The organism is Pectobacterium peruviense (assembly GCF_002847345.1).
GTDB lineage: Bacteria > Pseudomonadota > Gammaproteobacteria > Enterobacterales > Enterobacteriaceae > Pectobacterium > Pectobacterium peruviense.
This window is the reverse complement of record NZ_LXFV01000001.1, coordinates 488,390-505,916: the sequence shown is the minus strand read 5'-3', so window position 1 is coordinate 505,916 and position 17,527 is coordinate 488,390. Positions and strand designations below refer to the sequence as shown.

18 protein-coding genes are annotated in these 17,527 nt (G+C 53.8%); 17 read left to right on the top strand and 1 reads right to left on the bottom strand.

Annotated features, from left to right (window positions below; translation table 11 throughout):
* Nucleotides 1-21: 21 nt before the first annotated feature.
* Both A0G03_RS02260 and A0G03_RS02255 read left to right on the top strand, forming a co-directional pair.
* On the top strand, nucleotides 22-663 hold the full coding sequence (locus A0G03_RS02260) for a response regulator transcription factor (RefSeq protein ID WP_048259968.1): 642 nt from the start codon (nucleotides 22-24) through the stop codon (nucleotides 661-663).
* Nucleotides 664-1,016: 353 nt separating this feature from the next.
* Nucleotides 1,017-2,111, top strand: coding sequence for a sigma 54-interacting transcriptional regulator (locus A0G03_RS02255; protein WP_048259969.1), 1,095 nt, complete (start codon nucleotides 1,017-1,019; stop codon nucleotides 2,109-2,111).
* A 96-nt stretch (nucleotides 2,112-2,207) separates the two neighbouring features.
* Here A0G03_RS02255 and A0G03_RS02250 read toward each other — a convergent pair whose 3' ends face one another.
* Nucleotides 2,208-3,788 (bottom strand): EAL domain-containing protein, encoded by a 1,581-nt coding sequence (locus A0G03_RS02250; RefSeq protein WP_048260551.1) that lies wholly within the window; start codon nucleotides 3,786-3,788, stop codon nucleotides 2,208-2,210.
* 378 nt (nucleotides 3,789-4,166) lie between these two features.
* Between A0G03_RS02250 and A0G03_RS02245 the strand changes: the two genes are divergently transcribed.
* The 15 genes from A0G03_RS02245 to A0G03_RS02175 all read left to right on the top strand — a co-directional run bounded on the left by A0G03_RS02245 (nucleotide 4,167) and on the right by A0G03_RS02175 (nucleotide 17,502).
* Entirely contained in the window at nucleotides 4,167-4,373 is a 207-nt protein-coding gene (locus A0G03_RS02245) for a type III secretion system major pilin HrpA (protein ID WP_048259970.1), read from the top strand.
* Nucleotides 4,374-4,440: 67 nt separating this feature from the next.
* Nucleotides 4,441-4,812 (top strand): EscI/YscI/HrpB family type III secretion system inner rod protein, encoded by a 372-nt coding sequence (locus A0G03_RS02240; RefSeq protein ID WP_048259971.1) that lies wholly within the window; start codon nucleotides 4,441-4,443, stop codon nucleotides 4,810-4,812.
* 6 nt (nucleotides 4,813-4,818) lie between these two features.
* Nucleotides 4,819-5,586, top strand: coding sequence for a type III secretion system inner membrane ring lipoprotein SctJ (gene sctJ, locus A0G03_RS02235; protein ID WP_048259972.1), 768 nt, complete (start codon nucleotides 4,819-4,821; stop codon nucleotides 5,584-5,586).
* A complete protein-coding gene (locus A0G03_RS02230; protein WP_048260553.1) occupies nucleotides 5,583-6,203 on the top strand; it encodes a hypothetical protein in 621 nt (206 codons plus the stop codon). The genes sctJ and A0G03_RS02230 overlap by 4 nt, the downstream gene beginning before the upstream one ends.
* A gap of 36 nt (nucleotides 6,204-6,239) precedes the next feature.
* On the top strand, nucleotides 6,240-6,839 hold the full coding sequence (gene sctL, locus A0G03_RS02225; protein ID WP_048259973.1) for a type III secretion system stator protein SctL: 600 nt from the start codon (nucleotides 6,240-6,242) through the stop codon (nucleotides 6,837-6,839).
* Nucleotides 6,840-6,986: 147 nt separating this feature from the next.
* Nucleotides 6,987-7,211 carry a type III secretion protein HrpF gene (locus A0G03_RS02220; RefSeq protein WP_048259974.1) on the top strand — a complete coding sequence of 75 codons (225 nt, stop codon included), beginning with the start codon at nucleotides 6,987-6,989 and terminating at the stop codon, nucleotides 7,209-7,211.
* Nucleotides 7,198-7,632, top strand: coding sequence for a type III secretion system chaperone (locus A0G03_RS02215; protein ID WP_048259975.1), 435 nt, complete (start codon nucleotides 7,198-7,200; stop codon nucleotides 7,630-7,632). Before A0G03_RS02220 ends, A0G03_RS02215 begins: the two co-directional genes overlap by 14 nt.
* Nucleotides 7,625-9,694, top strand: a complete 2,070-nt coding sequence (gene sctC, locus A0G03_RS02210; protein WP_048259976.1) for a type III secretion system outer membrane ring subunit SctC — start codon at nucleotides 7,625-7,627, stop codon at nucleotides 9,692-9,694. Before A0G03_RS02215 ends, sctC begins: the two co-directional genes overlap by 8 nt.
* A 27-nt stretch (nucleotides 9,695-9,721) precedes the next feature.
* Nucleotides 9,722-9,913 carry an HrpT family type III secretion system protein gene (hrpT, locus tag A0G03_RS02205; protein ID WP_048259977.1) on the top strand — a complete coding sequence of 64 codons (192 nt, stop codon included), beginning with the start codon at nucleotides 9,722-9,724 and terminating at the stop codon, nucleotides 9,911-9,913.
* Entirely contained in the window at nucleotides 9,906-10,253 is a 348-nt protein-coding gene (locus A0G03_RS02200; RefSeq protein WP_048259978.1) for a hypothetical protein, read from the top strand. The genes hrpT and A0G03_RS02200 overlap by 8 nt, the downstream gene beginning before the upstream one ends.
* A gap of 145 nt (nucleotides 10,254-10,398) precedes the next feature.
* On the top strand, nucleotides 10,399-11,514 hold the full coding sequence (locus A0G03_RS02195; protein ID WP_048259979.1) for a type III secretion protein HrpN: 1,116 nt from the start codon (nucleotides 10,399-10,401) through the stop codon (nucleotides 11,512-11,514).
* Nucleotides 11,515-11,979: 465 nt separating this feature from the next.
* Nucleotides 11,980-14,007 (top strand): type VI secretion system Vgr family protein, encoded by a 2,028-nt coding sequence (locus A0G03_RS02190; protein WP_048259980.1) that lies wholly within the window; start codon nucleotides 11,980-11,982, stop codon nucleotides 14,005-14,007.
* The gene (locus tag A0G03_RS02185; protein WP_048259981.1) at nucleotides 14,004-14,801 is read left to right on the top strand and encodes a DUF4123 domain-containing protein; all 798 of its coding nucleotides are present in this window, start codon (nucleotides 14,004-14,006) and stop codon (nucleotides 14,799-14,801) included. The genes A0G03_RS02190 and A0G03_RS02185 overlap by 4 nt, the downstream gene beginning before the upstream one ends.
* Nucleotides 14,801-16,795: a T6SS phospholipase effector Tle1-like catalytic domain-containing protein gene (locus tag A0G03_RS02180; protein ID WP_048259982.1), complete on the top strand. Its 1,995-nt coding sequence runs from the start codon at nucleotides 14,801-14,803 to the stop codon at nucleotides 16,793-16,795. Before A0G03_RS02185 ends, A0G03_RS02180 begins: the two co-directional genes overlap by 1 nt.
* Complete coding sequence (locus A0G03_RS02175; RefSeq protein WP_048259983.1) at nucleotides 16,795-17,502, top strand: DUF2931 family protein; 708 nt, start codon at nucleotides 16,795-16,797, stop codon at nucleotides 17,500-17,502. Before A0G03_RS02180 ends, A0G03_RS02175 begins: the two co-directional genes overlap by 1 nt.
* Nucleotides 17,503-17,527: the final 25 nt, after the last annotated feature.

Below are 17,527 nucleotides of genomic sequence, written 5' to 3'. Positions count from 1 at the left end.
AACAAAAGGAAGAAATGAGCGATGGGCAAACAAATACGTTTAATGATCGCCGACGATCACGTCATCATGCGTGAAGGACTCAAGCAGATCTTCGCGCTGGATGACTCGCTGAGCGTCGTCGCTGAAGCAGGAAATGGTGCACAGGTGCTGGCGCAGTTGCGCAGCGTGGCGCCCGATTTGCTGCTGCTGGATATGTCGATGCCCGGTATCAGCGGTGAAGCGCTGATTTCACGCGTGGTGGCGCAATATCCGCGTCTACCGATTCTGGTGCTCAGCATGTACAGCGAGGCGCAGATTGCACAGCATGCCCTGAAAAGCGGTGCCAGAGGCTACATCACCAAAGATAAAGACCCAGAAGCGCTGCTGGCGGCTATCCGGCGTGTGGCGCAGGGAGCACGCTATATCGATCACACTATTGCTGAGCAACTGGTATTTTCCAATTACACGGAGGGCGGCAGAGCCGAGCACGATATCCTGACGGCCAGAGAGCACCAAATCATGATTATGTTTGCGCAGGGTATGGGGATTAACACTATCGCCAATGAGCTGGCCATCAGCAACAAAACGGTCAGTACCCATAAAGCGCGACTGATGGAAAAAATGCAGTTCAGTACCAATGTAGAGATCGTGAAATACGTCTTTAGTAAAAAGCTCATTCCCTAGCAATGGGATCGCGAAGCGATAACAGATAAAAGGGATTCAACGGTCGGTGAATCCCTTTTGCTGAAGCTAACAATTTCCTGACAATATCTTTTCGTTTTCCTGCGAATTATCTGAAAGAGTAACGGGCTGTTTTTACTCATTTTGGCCGATTTTTTGTAGGCATTTCCCTACAAATCCCTCTGGAATTCCTACCTGATGTTCAGCGATGCCTGATGGTTTCATTATTCAATGACGGTAATGCTTGTCAATGTTCCACCAGTGATGAATCGGTGTGCGCTACGCGAAGAAATGCGGTGGTACGCCCCATGTTATGGAAAGCAGTGAGTTAGCCCGTTTGGGCTCAGGAGTAGTTAATGAATAATCATTACCGTCAGGACAGACAGCACTATTCATCATCAGGGAATTCATCATTAGGAAATTCATCATTAGGGCATTCATCATCAGAGAACTCGGCATTAGAAAATCCTCCATTAACAAACCGATCACTAGAATATTCCTCGTCACCGTCGAGCTATTCCACGCATACGGCTGAAGATATTCACTCATCGCTGTCGCCAATCATCAATGTTATTGCTCCTCTCAATGTCGATATCGTTCTTGAAGGCGAAACGGGGACAGGGAAAGATACGTTGGCAAACCGGATCCATCGAATTTCTCAATGCAGCGGCCCTTTGGTGGCGGTGAACTGTGCCGCCGTGCCGGAAAATCTGGCTGAAAGTGAGCTGTTTGGCGTGGTATCGGGCGCGTATACCGGGGCTAACCGCTCCCGCGCCGGTTATCTGGAAAGTGCGGATAAGGGGATCCTATTTCTGGATGAGATCGACAGTATGCCCATGACGCTACAAGCCAAGATGCTACGCGTGCTGGAAAGCCGTGGTGTTAAGCGGCTGGGGAGCACCCAGTTCACTCCCGTGGATATGCGCGTGATTGTGGCGACGCAAACGCCGCTGCTGCAACTGGTAGAGAAAGGATTGTTTCGACGCGATCTTTATTTCCGTCTGGATACGGTAAAAATTCAGTTGCCGACCCTGCGTTCCCGCAGCGATCTCATTCTGCCGCTGTTTCAGCGTTTTAGTCAGGAAGCGGCGGTACGCCTGCGAATGACATTGCCACCGATGACGGCGGAAATTTACGAGCAACTGCTGACCCACAGTTGGCCGGGCAATATCCGCGAACTGAAAGCTGCCGCGGATCGCTGGGCGCTGGGGCTACCACCGCTGGCTGAAATTCAGCCGCTGTTGCACCCGCGCCCTTTGCAACTAAAAGACCGATTAAAGCGGATTGAAAAATTTCTGATTCAGGATGCGCTGCGTCGCCACGACCACTGTATTGACGATGTGATTGTGGAATTGGGGATCCCCAAACGAACGCTCTATCATCGCCTGAAAGTGCTTAACGTGACGGTGCGAGAAATGTGCGCAGGGGGCGGGGAAACGTGTCAGGCATGATAAACGCATGACGACTGTGTAAACCGATCGTTTCAACACCCGGATACCGTGGACGATGATGGTAGGTCTACCTTTGACGGTAGACCTGCTTTCAGGTTACGCCGTTTCTATCGGTGGACACTGATAGTGACGAATATCCGGTAGATCGCCTAATGCGACCGCTTTACTGAAATACCATCCTTGTATCATCGCTGAAGGACACTGCTGCAGGATGTAAGCGGCCTGTTCGCGTGTTTCTACCCCTTCGATAATCACAGGGACGTCCAGTTTTTTGACCAAGGTGAAGAGCAGGTCCGCCATGGCAGCATTGACCGAGTCCGTGCCGATGGCACCGACGAAAACCTTGTCAATCTTGATCATATCGAACGATAAGTGGCTCAGATAATCCAGATTGGAATACCCCGTGCCGAAATCATCAAGTGCGACCTTATAGCCTGCGCGTCGCAATGCTTCAAGACCGTTGGCCAGCGTCTGATGGGATGTGCTCGATCGTTCGGTCAGTTCTAACATGACACGCGCTCTGTCTATCCCCAGTTCGTCACACATATTCTGGAGGAAGTGGTGATAGTCAGGTGAAACAATATCGGTTACCGACAGATTAATGCTGAGGAGGAAGGGGGTTTCCTGCGTGAGATACGGCTGCATATCATGCAATGCCTGACGCGTAATGATTCGAGTCAGATCCGTTAAATAGCCCATTTCTTCTGCGATATTGATGAAATATTCCGGCGATACGTTGTCGCCGTGCTCGTTTTTCCAACGCGCCAACGCTTCTACGCCAATAATGGCACGCTGTGGCAGGCTGATCAGCGGCTGATAATGTACCTGAAACCGTTGGTGTTTGATCGCGCGTTTTAGCTGTGATGGCAAAGCCTGATGCCGATCGTAGTAGAGCTGATAGGAGAAGGTAGAGCCAGCACCAATCAGCGACCCGAGAAACAGAAGGGAGAGGATGACATACCAAGGATGATGCAGAATACCCGCAGAATCCAACTGAGCCAGTACGCAGATATCCCGATTTGACACACAGGAAAACGTTTGGCGTTTTCCCATGGTCAGCCACGCGTTATTTTGTTGCCGTGTCTGCTTAAACGCAGGCAGGTCTATGTCGCCAAATTTTTGATAGACGTGGTCCAGATTACGCGTGAGTAGCATCGCGCTATGCTGGGCGGGCGGCTGAGTTAAACGGCGAAATGCGGCGGCGGCGGTGATGGTGACTACACCGTTGAGGCTTGCCATATCCGCGGTAATACGTGGATCAACCACATCTTTCATTGCGGTCCACAGTTGTACACCATCGGGCGTCGTCAGGTTTGGCGGCAGCAAATAAATCGGAGGGTTGAGTATTCCCCAGCCAGCAGAGCAGATGAGATAGTTATTTTTGATACGCCCGATATCGCGTAGATAAACGGAGTAAAAAGAGAGCAGGCGCAATTCTTTTAGATCGGCATTGGAGCAAGGCGCGTTATTCAGCGTCAGCACCCGGTTGATGGTTTCCCGACCTTCATTCGCGACGGCAGTTCCCTGATTGAGTACCTCCTCGCTATAGTTCAGCAGCTCTGTTTGCTCCAGCCTGGCGACAATGGCTTGCCCAAGCACTAGGGCCAGCAGTGCGCTGCTAAGTGAAATTGAAACCAGTCTGAACCACAATCCAGTATTCGTCGTTAAGGCGAGCATAGCGATCATCCGGCAGTATGACGGAAATAAAAGCGGCATAGATTCAGATATCGCATCCTTGCCAACGGTACAGCGTTTATCAGCCATTACAGAGACAGAAGAATGGCGTAAACGATCCTACAAATCAAAACCACGCGTGCGCTTTCGGCAGGCGCAATCATGGTCTTTGCTATTTTAAAGGAAAATGATCGCCAGCTAACGGTCGGAAAGATTGATAAAACTGGGCTAGTTCTTCCCCTCGAATACAATTTACTGAAAGAATTACCTCTCAGCGGGAACTCCGTCAGCCCGATCTCTACTTAATGAATGAACAAGATGACTGTATGTACAGCATGACAGTTCACTACCGTAAACATTCATCATATTTGGAGATATATCATGGCTTTAGGACTTTCTCAGGTTGCATCTCAGGCGGCTTCTCAAACTCTGGATACCGCGATGGCGGGTTCTCTGACTCGTGCAGCTGGCGCTCAGGCACAGAAAATTGCGCTGGATACGGAAAACTCCATTCTGGATGGTCAGATGGATTCTGCTTCCAAATCAATGAACTCCGGGCAGAAAGCGGCGAAAGCTATCCAGTTCTGATCGTGAGTCAACGAGCCGGGGCTATGCTCCGGCTTTATTTTATCCCGTCCGCGATGGAATCCACACCATGAAAATCAACCACGCTACGACGCTGGCTCAACCGGGGGATGCTCCGCTGGCGGGCAACGGCACGTCTTTTTCCTTTTCCGCCAACGATCAGGATGTTTCCTGGTTTAGTGCGGCGTTGTCGTCGGCACCGATGACGGCAGAAAGCGGTAATAGTCAGTGGCTGGGCGCGCTGGCGGAAAAATCTCAGGGACTGAATGGCGTCTTCAAATCTGCCGAACGCGACATCAGCCAGTCGATGCGCTCCAATAATCCCAAGGACGTGCTGGATGCGACCCGAACGCTGTCGTCGTTCTATCTGGAGAGCCTGCTGAGCGCCAAGCTGGTGGCGAAAAGTGTGCAAAGTCTGGAAAAACTCACCAACTTACAGTAGCGGCCTATGAAAATCGATAAGCGAGTGTTTCTCCTGCTGATCGGATTATTGGCTGGCTGCGGCGAGCCGATTGAGCTGAATCGCGGGCTGTCGGAGAACGATGCCAACGAGGCGATTTCAATGCTTGGTCGCTATCAGATCGGTGCCGAGAAACGGGTAGACAAAACCGGCGTTACGCTGGTGATTGATGCAAAAAATATGGAGCGCGCCGTCAACATTCTGAATGCGGCGGGCTTACCGAAGCAGTCGCGCACCAATCTGGGGGAAGTCTTTCAGAAAAGTGGCGTGATCTCGACGCCGTTGGAAGAGCGGGCTCGCTATATCTATGCCCTGTCGCAGGAGGTGGAAGCCACGCTGGCGCAGATCGATGGCGTGCTGGTAGCACGGGTGCATGTGGTGTTGCCCGAGCGTATCGCGCCTGGGGAGCCGGTTCAGCCCGCCTCAGCGGCGGTGTTTATTAAATATCGTGCCGAACTGGAACCGGATGGGATGGAGCAGCGTATCCGTCGGATGGTCGCTAGCAGTATTCCCGGTCTGTCTGGTAAGGATGATAAAGAGCTGGCGATCGTTTTTGTTCCGGCTGAACCGTATCAGGACACGATCCCCGTTGTTACGCTGGGGCCGTTCACGCTGACGCCAGATGAGATGAAGCGCTGGCAGTGGAGCGCCGGGCTGTTTGGCCTGATGCTGGCTGGGCTATTAGGCTGGCGCGTTGGCACGCCTTACCTGAGACAATGGCAGCAGAAAAAAGCGAGGGCGTCGTCGTCACCATGACAACACAAGCGCAAAGCAGAGGGCGCGAACCGGATGGCATCACACCACTTGCGTGGGTGACCTGGTGGGTAGAGGACTGTCTGTTACAAGCGGATCCCAGTTGGTGGACGGATGGCGTTATGTTGCCTGATTCACCACAGCGCCGCGACTGGTTGCATGTGAATGCTGTACAGCTTAATCGCTATTTTTCTCTGCCGCTGGTGCTGCCGCCGGATCCGTTGGCCTCGCTGATACAAATGGGAGCGCTAGATACGGCGCAGCGGGAAACGGTGTTACGCCTGATGGCACGGGTGTGTCAGCCTTTACGTGAACCGAATCACGCTGATGCAGAGGCCATATGGTGTGAGCGGTTGGCAAAGGCGCTGCGGCCGGGTTTATGGCTACCGACATCGGCCGCATTTTCTGTTCAATCAACGTCAGTGCCCTCGACATCGCGCTATCAAGACGCCTTGATGCTGTTGCGCGTTCGCTATGGTGAAACGTGCTGGCCGCGTCTGCGATTGCTCTTTCCCCGTGATTGGGGTGCTCACTGCCAGGCTCCGGCCATGTCATTACCTGCCGCCCGGCTGAATGCACTGTGCGATGCCTTAATCTGGAAGGCGTCAGCATCCGTATAACCGGCTAATTTTTATTCATTTTGCTAAGGACGAAGCATGCTGAAGACAAAGACGTTTGTGACATTACCCGGCGTAAGTCGGGATGAAACGGTGATTATTCCGGCGGAGCGGGTCGCAGCACATCGGCGTAGTCGGACACTCTGGGAAGAGGCTAATGCGCAGGCGGATACGATCGTGGCACAGGCGAACGAACGTGCCCAAACGCTCTGTGAGCAGGCGGTCGAAAACGCAGAAGCTGCGTTCTGGCAGCAGGCAAATACGCTCCTGCAAGGCGTTCGACAAGACAGGCTGCACCTTGAGCAAACCATCGTTACGCAAGCCGGACAACTGCTGCGCGATGCGTTGGCACACTTGCTGGATAAGACGCCTGCGCCGTCGCGTCACCATGCCTTACTGCGGCAACTGCTGAAGCAACAGCAAGGGGAGAGTAGGGGAACGCTGTACTGCCATCCCGGCCAGCTTGCCGATGTACAAAACTGGTTAGACGCGCATCCGCATTTGGCGTGGCGTCTCGCCAGCGATGAGGCTCTGGATAACGATGCCATGAAGCTGATTACGGCGCATGGCGTGATGTCGCTGAGCTGGCGGCAGGCGACACAGCAGCTCATTCCTCCCGATCATTCCGCCGCGATGTGAAATCACCTTCGAACGGTGGGAACTGCACGCTGGGGTTAACCACTCACTATCAGGTCAATGACTAAAACCTTAGGTTAGCGACCCAAACATCAGGTTGACGACCGAAACCTGTCTTGTGAAGAAAATACCCTATGAGGAGAGAGTGCTATGTCCCTTAACCCCATGCAACGTCGCCTTGACGCGCACCTGGTCGATTCTCAGCAACAACTTGATGATATTGCGCTGAATGTTGCCGAAGGAGGTGCCAGCCAAGCGGATAGCTACGCTTTTTTTGAAGCCAGTATGGATTATTCCAATGCCAGTTGGGCTGTCGGGCAACTGTTGAGCGTCAAACACGGTTTGGCAAAGGCCATCATCAATGACTTCAACTGAGTTAGCCATGATGTTGGAACGCTGGCTAAACGGTGGAACATCGATGTTGAAGCTGGAGATTGATGGCGGCGCGGTGGCGATGGTGCGGCAGTCATCGGGCGTGGCGTGCAGTGCGGCTATTCCGCTGCACACGGTGCCGGATGAGCCGATGCTGACACGCGCATTACAGTTGGCTGATGCCGCCCGAGCGCAGTTTCAGGAGGATACGGCGGTACTTTCGCTCTCACCGCAGGATGAGCAGTTCTGGCTATGGATGCGGCCCGATGCCGACGACGTCATGCAGTTATGCCGCAGCCTGGAAACCTTACTTAATCAACGGGACGCCTGGCTGGGCCTGCTCACATCGCGAGAAAAAGCGCCTATTTCCGCCCCACTTAATCTGAGCACGCTGGCTTTTTTGCAAGGAGAACGACATGCGTAAGGGATTGATGCGTAATGGATCGTATAGCATTTTGCTGGTGGCCTATCGCTGGTTTTGCTGGGCGGTCGTGCTGACTGGGATTATCCCTGTGAACGGGGTGATTTCGCTGGCGCACGCCGCCACGCCAGCCGACTGGAATAAAGGGGCGTATGCGTATTCTGCCGAGCAAACGCCGCTGTCGGCGATCTTGACGGATTTCGCTAACAGCCACGGCGTGGATTTGGTGATGGGCAATATTGCGGACAATGAGGTGACGGCGAAAATTCGGGCGGATAACCCCACGCTGTTTCTCGATAGGTTGGCGCTGGAGCATCGTTTCCAGTGGTTCGTGTATAACAATGCGCTGTATGTCAGCCCGCAGGACGAACAGGCATCGGTGCGTCTGGAGATCTCGCCGGATGCTGCGCCTGACATCAAACAGGCACTCAGCGGTATCGGGCTGCTCGATTCACGCTTCGGCTGGGGGGAGTTACCTGAAGAGGGCGTGGTGCTGGTTACTGGACCGCAGGCGTATATCGATCTGATCCGTAATTTTAGCCAGCAGCGGGAAAAGCAGGACGAACGGCGTAAGGTGATGATTTTCCCGCTGCGCTATGCCTCCGTATCTGACCGGACGCTGCAATACCGCGATCAAAAAGTTACGATTCCCGGCGTCGCGACCATTCTCAATGAGCTGATGGACGGTCAACGTGCGGCACCGGCGGGGGCATCCGGCCCGACGCCCGTGCAGCCAGATACGGGGATGGACGCCATGCGTGACAGTACGCGTTCGTTGATGACGCGGCTGGCAACCCGCAATAGTCCCGGGCGCAGCGGTGAGGCTTCTGGCCGCGCGACACTAAGCGGCAAGATTTCCGCTGATGTGCGCAATAACGCATTGTTGATTCGGGATGATGAGAAGCGTCGTGCGGAGTACCAACAGCTCGTCGAGCATATTGATGTACCGCAAAATCTGGTCAACATTGATGCCATTATTTTGGATGTGGATCGTACCGCGCTGTCGCGATTGGAAGCGAACTGGCAGGCGCAGCTTGGCAACGTGAGTGCGGGCAGCACCATGATGATGGGACGAAGCACGCTGTTCGTCAGTGATTTCAAGCGCTTCTTCGCCGATATTCAGGCGCTGGAGGGCGAAGGGACTGCCTCCATCGTCGCCAATCCTTCCGTACTAACGCTGGAGAATCAGCCCGCAATTGTCGATTTCAGCCGGACGGCGTTCATCACGGCGACGGGTGAGCGCGTTGCGGACATTCAATCGGTGACGGCAGGCACCAGTCTGCAAGTGACACCGCGGGTGATCGGGGAAGGCGCACAGCGCAGCATTCAACTGGTTATCGATATCGAAGACGGTCAGGTCGAGACAGGGCGAGAGGGGGAAGCCTCTGGCGTGAAGCGCGGCACTGTCAGTACGCAGGCGCTGATTGGGGAGAACCGTGCGCTGGTGTTGGGCGGTTTTCACGTCGAGGAGAGCGGTGATCGCGATCGCCGTATTCCGATCCTCGGCGATATTCCGCTGCTGGGAAAATTGTTTACCTCGACGCGTCATGAAGTCTCTCGCCGTGAGCGCCTTTTTATTCTTACGCCGCATCTCGTCGGCGATCAAACCGATCCTACGCGCTACGTGTCCTCCGTCAATCGCCAGCAGTTGAACGGTGCCATGAACCGCGTAGCGCAACGCAATGGTAAAACGGATCTCTATAGCCTGATTGAAGGCGCATTCCGCGATCTTGCCAGTCGCCAGCTTCCTGCTGGGTTTCAGGACGACAGCAAAGGTGCGCGATTGGGAGAGGTGTGCCGCTCACAGTCGGGTCTGATTTATGACAGCACGCGCTATCAGTGGTATGGCAACGGCCAGGTACGCCTGAGTGTCGGTGTGGTGCGTAACGGAGGCACACAGCCGCAGCGTTTTGATGAAGCGGCCTGTGCCAGTAGCCGCACGCTGGCGGTGGCCGTGTGGCCGAAAACGACGCTGGCACCGGGGGAATCCAGTGAGGTGTTCCTGGCTTTGCAGCCTGCACTAACGCCCCAGCCTGCTCGACGTAACGTGCTGATATCAAATTAATAATCTTATCCACTACCGGAGATGTTTATGAACTATAAAACGTGGTTAGTGGTGCTCATCGCATTTTTATTGAGTGCCTGCAATTCACCGCGGCAGGTGGCCAACTGTGCTTCGGTCACCTGTCGTCCGCAGCCGGAAACGCGACAGCTCATCATCTGGTGGCAGCCTGACCTGCGCAATGGCCCGGCGGATTACAGCAGGGTAAGCGTGGATGAGTGAGCCAGCGGAAGTATTCGACAATCAGCATGACTTTCTCTCTGCGCTGGAAACCACGCAGACGGCGTGTTGGCGAGTACAACCGGGTGTCAGGCTGTGGTTTACGGCAGTGTCATCGCGTCAGGTTGAACTCATCTTAACGTTAGCACCTGCCCGACATTATCCCGGTATGCTGCGGCAAATTTTACAACGCCGCTTTCTGGACGCTGACGCGCTACCTGCATGCAGCCTGAGCCTGGATGAGCAGTACACTCTGCGGTTACGCCGCTCGTTATCCACGTTGACTGACTCGGTCGTGGCGATCGACGAATTGTGGCGTTTAGCCGGTCTACCTCCGCGCTGAACCGTAAAAAAGTCATGTGTTTTCGTGTGTAAAACGGGAACCGCGCAGGCAAGAAAATCACTTAATGGGGGAGTGTCACAATCACGCGGGCTGACCGCAAACCTATTGGCGCTTTCATACTCCATTTATTCATTGAGGAAACATTATGCTTAATTCTCTTGGTGGCGGTACTTCTTTGCAAATTACGATCAAAGCGGGCGGTAACGGCGGTTTATTTCAATCTCAGTCTTCACAAAATGGCGCATCGCCATCGCAATCGGGGTTTGGTGGCCAGCGTAGCAATATTGCAGAACAGCTGTCCGATATCATGACCACCATGATGTTCATGGGGAGCATGATGGGCGGCGGCATGGGCGGTGGCCTCGGTGGTATGGGGGGCGGTTTGGGCGGTGCGCTCGGCGGTCTAGGAAGTAGCCTGGGCGGATTAGGCGGCGGATTGCTGGGACAAGGCCTTGGTGGCGGTCTGGCCGGTGGTCTCGGGAGCAGCCTTGGCAGCGGATTGGGTGGCGCACTCGGTGGTGGTTTAGGTGGGGCGCTGGGGGCTGGTATGAATGCCATGAATCCTACCGCGATGATGGGCAGCCTGCTGTTTAGTGCGCTGGAGGATCTGCTGGGCGGCGGTATGTCACAGCAACAGGGCGGCCTGTTTGGCAATAAACAGCCTGCATCACCGGAAATTTCGGCGTATACCCAAGGCGTTAACGATGCGTTGTCCGCGATTTTGGGCAACGGCCTGAGTCAGGCACAAGGGCAGAACTCACCGCTGCAACTGGGTAACAACGGTCTGCAAGGCTTGAGCGGCGCAGGGGCGTTCAATCAATTGGGTAGCACGCTGGGGATGAGCGTTGGGCAAAAAGCCGGTTTGCAGGAGCTGAATAACATCAGCACGCACAATGACAGTCCGACCCGTTACTTCGTGGATAAAGAAGATCGGGGGATGGCAAAAGAAATTGGTCAGTTTATGGATCAATATCCTGAAGTCTTCGGTAAGCCGGAATACCAGAAAGATAACTGGCAGACGGCGAAGCAGGATGACAAATCCTGGGCCAAGGCGCTGAGTAAGCCGGATGACGATGGCATGACCAAAGGCAGCATGGATAAATTTATGAAGGCTGTCGGGATGATCAAGAGCGCGGTAGCGGGTGATACCGGCAATACCAACCTGAATGCTCGTGGCAACGGCGGGGCTTCTCTGGGTATTGATGCGGCTATGATCGGTGACCGCATCGTCAATATGGGGCTGCAAAAACTCGCAAGCTAAAACGAAAAACGACTGGGAGCAGGGCGTAAGCTCTGCTTTCTTGTTATTAGTTTTAATGAAATTATTGCAATTCAAATCAATTAGTTTACTCAGGTTTTGTCCTTTCTTTATGCTATTAGCTCTATGAGCATCTTGTTATCCTTTACCTATATTTTCTTAAAAGGAATAGCGCTAAGGATGTCACATGGAACGTTTTTATTATTCTTCACTCCGCTTCAACCCCGTATCTTTTTTGTCTCCGATGGCGTGAACACACCGAATCTCTATTCCCCCTGATTTTCTGCGTTTTTCTCTGAAATCATATTTTTCCCGTGTGATGTTTTTATCAACCTAGGTCGTGGTGTGAGCAGACTCAGACCACAACTCAGGTTTTGCTGTTAATCAGGATAGCGACGTGCCGCGCCGAGGGAACCCAAGGCGTGCGGTCGCCGTGGTAACAGCACAAGAATAATAAGGAGAAGACCGATGGCAAACAGTACCGGATTGCAATTCACCGTAAAGGTCGGCGCGCTGGCGGTAGGCACGTTTGCGGTGGTGGATTTCAGGCTGGATGAGGGGCTGAACCGGCCTTTCAGCCTGTCGCTGAGTCTGGCGAGCGCGTTGCCGGATGTCGATTTTGGCGCGGTGCTGGACCAGCCGTGCGAACTGATGATTTGGTATGAGGGTGAGTTAAAACGCCGGGTCAGCGGGATTATTAGTGGATTCACGCAGGGTGACACCGGATTTCGCCGCACGCGCTATCAGGCAGAAGTCCGGCCTGCCCTGTGGCGACTGGGGCTTCGCACCAACGCCCGTATCTTTCAGGCACAGAAACCGGAAGCGATTATCAGCATATTGCTGGAAGAAGCGGGTATCACCGATTATGCCTTTTCGTTGCGTCATGACCATACGGTGCGGGAATACTGCGTGCAGTACCGGGAAAGCGATTTGGCGTTTCTTACCCGGTTGACCGCAGAGGAAGGCCTGTACTTCTTCCATGAGTTTGAGGAAGGCAAACACCGTGTGGTGTTTGCTGATGATGCCGGGGCGCTGACCAAAGGCCCCGAGCTGTTCTTCAATCTGGCGGTTCAGGGGCTGAGCGAAGGCGACTATGTCCGGCGGTTCCACTACGCGGAGCGGGTGAGTACGGCAGAAGTGGAATTGAAGGACTACAGCTTCAAAACCCCGGCTTACGGGCTGTCACACAAGAAGATGAGCAACGAGCTGGCGCATCAGCGCGAAAGCTATCAGCACTACGATTATCCGGGGCGCTATAAACAAGAACCGAGCGGCAAGGCGTTCAGCGGTTACCGGCTGGATGCGCTACGTTCCGGGGCGGTGACCGGCGCGGGTGAATCGAATGCGGCGATGTTAATGCCAGGCAGCAGTTTCATGTTGACCGAGCACCCCAATCCGGCGCTGAACAGCTGCTGGCAACTGGTGGCTATCACGCACGTCGGGCAGCAACCGCAGGCGCTGGAGGAGGAAAGTGGCGGCGAACCGACCACCTACAGTAACAGCTTCGACGTCATTAGCGCCAACACGACTTGGCGTGCGGAGTTGCCATACAAACCGATGGTCGATGGCCCGCAAATCGCCACCGTCGTCGGCCCGGCGGGAGAAGAGATTTACTGCGACCAGTACGGTCGGGTGAAGCTGCAATTCCCGTGGGATCGCTACGGTGCGAGCAACGACCAGAGCTCCTGCTGGGTGCGTGTTAGTCAGGGCTGGGCGGGCGGTCAGTACGGCATGATCGCTATCCCACGCATCAGCCATGAAGTGATTGTTAGCTTCCTCGAGGGTGACCCAGACCAGCCGATTATCACCGGGCGTACGTTCCACGCGACCAACCGTCCTCCTTACGACTTGCCTGCGCACAAGACGCGCACCGTGCTGCGTACGGAAACCCATCAGGGAGAAGGATTTAATGAGCTGCGCTTTGAAGATCAGGCAGGGCAGGAAGAGATTTATATTCACGGTCAGAAAGATCTCAATGCGCTGATTGAGAACGATGTTGTCTGGCATATTAAACATGATTCACATACGGATATTGATAATGAGCGAGTCACCCGCGTAAAAGCCAACGATCACCTGACGGTCGAGAGCGAGAAACGTGACCATGTTAAAGGGGATTACTCACTGAACGTCGATACCTCTATGCACCAGAAACTGGGACAGGCTTTGCTGGTCGAGGCAGGGCAAGAAGTGCATGTGAAGGCGGGCGCTAAGGTGGTTCTTGAAGCGGGGGCGGAGCTGACGCTGAAAGTCGGGGGAAGTTTCATCAAGATCGATCCCAGCGGCGTTAGCGTGGTGGGCCCGGCTATCAAAATTAACTCTGGGGGCAGTGCTGGGAGCGGTTCTGGTTGGGCAGGACAGAGTCCCATTCTGCCGGGTGGTGTTGCCGTTCCTCCTGCACCACCCGCGACATTGCCTGCCCCTGCCATTCATAAAAGCATGGAATCGATGTCACCGCTTGTCAAACCTTGCCCCCTCGCTAAGGGAGGCAACGCATGAGTCTGAATACGTGGCAAGCCCAGCATAGCGGCACTCTCTTTGCTATTGTCGACGGCGCGGTAGATCGCTCGGCAGTAGCTCGTTTCTATGAACTCAGCCAAGGTGAAGCTTTCCCCCTCTTTGCGGGGACCGAGTTTGAAGAACAAGCCGCACTTGGACCCTGGCTGCTGTCTAATCCTTCACCTGTATTCGTGGCGAATTCTCCAGCACTGAGTGGATTCTATCTGGTCAGTGAACAGTCTCTTGAAGTCGTTCGCAACCATTGGCAAAGCCTGATATTGGCTATCCGTGAAGGAGAGGCTGTCTGGTTTCGTTTCTCTGAACCTCGTATCTTTCTTCCGATGTTCTGCGCCATGAGCCTAGAAGAGCGGGATGCCGTGCTTGGCCCCTGTAATGGACTCTGGATCAACGACAATGGGTTTACGCGTAATCCTGATATTCCCTTCCATCCCCGGTTAAAAAGCCCCTGGTTTCACATCCGCTCACACCATATGGCGGCGTTGTATGACGAAAAGCGTCACGCCTATATTCTTCGTCGGCGTCTATGGCAGACCATGACGAGCATGATGGAACGTCATCCCGATCCGGCAGGGACTATTTTGTCCGTTCTCAGGCAAGCCAATGCGGAGAGGCTTCAAGACGATGTGCTCGATGGCGTGGTGGCTGGAGCCTTGACCTTGCAGACCGGACTTCCTTTGGAGAGTATTCGAGCGCCGCTGATGCTGACCGAGGCTGAATTCGCGCAGGTCAACCACTGGATGGTGCAGCATAACGCGTTAATAGGAGCTAACTAATGGCAGCCGATCCCCACTGTATACCCTGCGAACGTTACGATACCTGGATAGAGATTGAGGTTCGTGATGAACACAATCGTCCGTTCAAGGGGCTGAAAGCGACACTGACCGATGATACCGGTAAATCCGAAACGGTCACCCTCAAAGAAGGACCTGTAGTCGTACGTGGTTTTGCCGTAGGCCCGATAGCCGTCAAGCTGGAGACGCAGCCCTGGCTCAAAGCAGCGCAATCGCGTGAAATATTGAAGGACGGGCAAAGTGCCGTCCCTGCCTATGTGGCAGAGAAAGCTGGGTATGATGAAACGCCACGTGAACATATTAAGGCGACCACCGGAGACCTGTGCTTGACCGCACCGGAACAACCCTTGCCAGAGGCGCATCAGGAAGGGAAAGCGGGTAGCGTGCGTTTCTTTACCAAGCATTCTTACGTTATCGAAGTAAAAGGTTATCAGATCAACGTGCTGCGCATCGGCGTGTTCTTCGATGGTACGGGGAATAACACGTATAATGCCGAGTCTGGTCTTAAAAAAGTGGAGCAATGGCTGGCTGAAACTTGCTCCGATCCGGCGCAGCGGGAGAAAGAGCTGCGTGGCTGCCAGATGGGACGGCTTCCGGTGAGTGACAGTGCGGCGAACGATATTACTAATGTGGGGAAACTCTACGATCAATATATTTTTGGGGCTAAGACACTGAGCGCCCATAGCTATATCAGCGGCATTGGGACTCTCGATCCCGTTGCTGGGAAAGATGGCCTGGAATATCGATCGGACAATATGCTGACAAAAGGGTTGGATCTGGATTTTGGCGGTGAAAATACCTCTATCGTTGGCAAAGTTAATCAGGCCTGTGAGCAGGGAATTGTTGCCGCTGTCATGCGTGATTTAGAAAATACATTACCTAATATCGACTGCATTAACCGAATTGTTTTTGATGTGTTTGGTTTTAGCCGCGGGGCGGCGGCGGCACGACATTTTGTCAATGTCATCGACCAAAAAGCCGATCATCCGCTGGTGCAAGCGATCGCCAATACGCCCGCTATCCGCCTTAAGACTGGGTTTGACTGGGCCAATAGGGAGGATGTGCGTATCACGTTTGTCGGAATTTTTGATACGGTCGCCTCGTCCTACCACCCCAGTTTGAACATTCGTTTACATGCGGATAGCGTCGAGCGTCTGGTGCATTTAACGGCACTGGATGAGGTGCGAAAACACTTCCCCTTAACGCGCGTCACGCCTACGGCAATAGGCACCAGCATTCCGCCACACTTCACCGAACTGGCGCTTCCGGGCGCGCATTCGGATCTTGGCGGCGGGTATTACAGCCGCTGGAGCCTGCCTAATCCGAACAGCGATCCGGCGCTAACCGAGTGCCTTGAACTAGAACGCTTTATGAGTGAAGAAGCGACCTCCACGCCGGATGATGAAAGCCAGGCTTATCGGCAGGCACACGTCTATGCCGAGGAGAAGATTGCTTTAGGCTGGGTTGAACGTCTTCACCCACATTTGCTGCGCGCCGCTATTCCTCCTGTAGGGGCGATCAGTTTGACCCCCTATTCGTTTATCCGACGACGTGGCAAAGATGATTCGTGGACGAAAAAGGCCGTGTATGTGGAGGTGGTAATGAGTCGCGTGGTGGAGGGGGAATATTCGCGCATTCCGCTGCATATGATGGTAGAAGCGGGGTTAGCCGCCGGGGTGCCGTTTAAAGTGTGGGATCCAACAATAAATGGGCATAGGCTTGAGTCTGGAGCCGTCAAATTACCAGTGGTCAATCTGACTAAACTAGATGAGATGTGGGCATTTGCGGCCACAGAGCAGGGTGTGGTGAAAAATCTGAGTCAGCAACTTTCTGCGGAGGTTTATCGGGCGCTGCGCTGCGATTATGTCCATCGTAGCGCCAGCAACCAGGGCATTGCTAGTCCGGCTAATACCAGCAAATTTGAAACCACCGTGGGTAAAGAGCGGCGGCACATAATAGGGAATGAGGAAGCATAATGTTCAGGTATTTGATTATGGTCGTGGGCCTCAGCATCTCGCTGGTCGCCTGCTCAAGCCCGAATTTAAGAACTCCGGTTAGCTGGAGTTATGGTTCAGGTAGCAATATTGACAGTTTTTGTACGACGAAAGCCACTTTCTATCATAACGGTAAAATCGTATTCAGTTATCCCGGTGGTGGATGTAACGCCGGCGCACCGTACAAAGATATCATTGACAAAAAATATTACTGGGCGGGGGGCGGGGGGTTACCTACCGATGGTGTTCCCGTTCCTGACAGGGCTTCGATAGAGATAGTGTCCTTCTACGATCGCAAGCGGTATCGCATCAAGGTCAATTTACCAGCAGATTTAGCCCAGCAAATGCAGCAGCGCTATCAGGTTGAGGAGCACACTGACCAACGTAGCTGGCTCTATTTTGGCCTAGCACCCGGTGGTTATTATGAAGTGCTATTGAAAGGCAATAAGTTGCTTGTCAAACCAGACCTGTTGCTTGCCCGTGGCATCGCCGAAGAGGTGACGGACAATTGGTATGATAAAAAATTCCCGATCGGTGTGAGCCAATACACTGTGACGCTCCAAGACTTTGACAAAGAATACGGCGCACTGTTTAAGCAACATCCTATCCCATTGGGCATGGACTGGGCGCCGATCATGGATGCCTACCGCGCCAACCAGCCTAAAACGGACCAGCAGCCGGTGAAGTAATTGTGTCACTGTGAGTAAAGAGCGG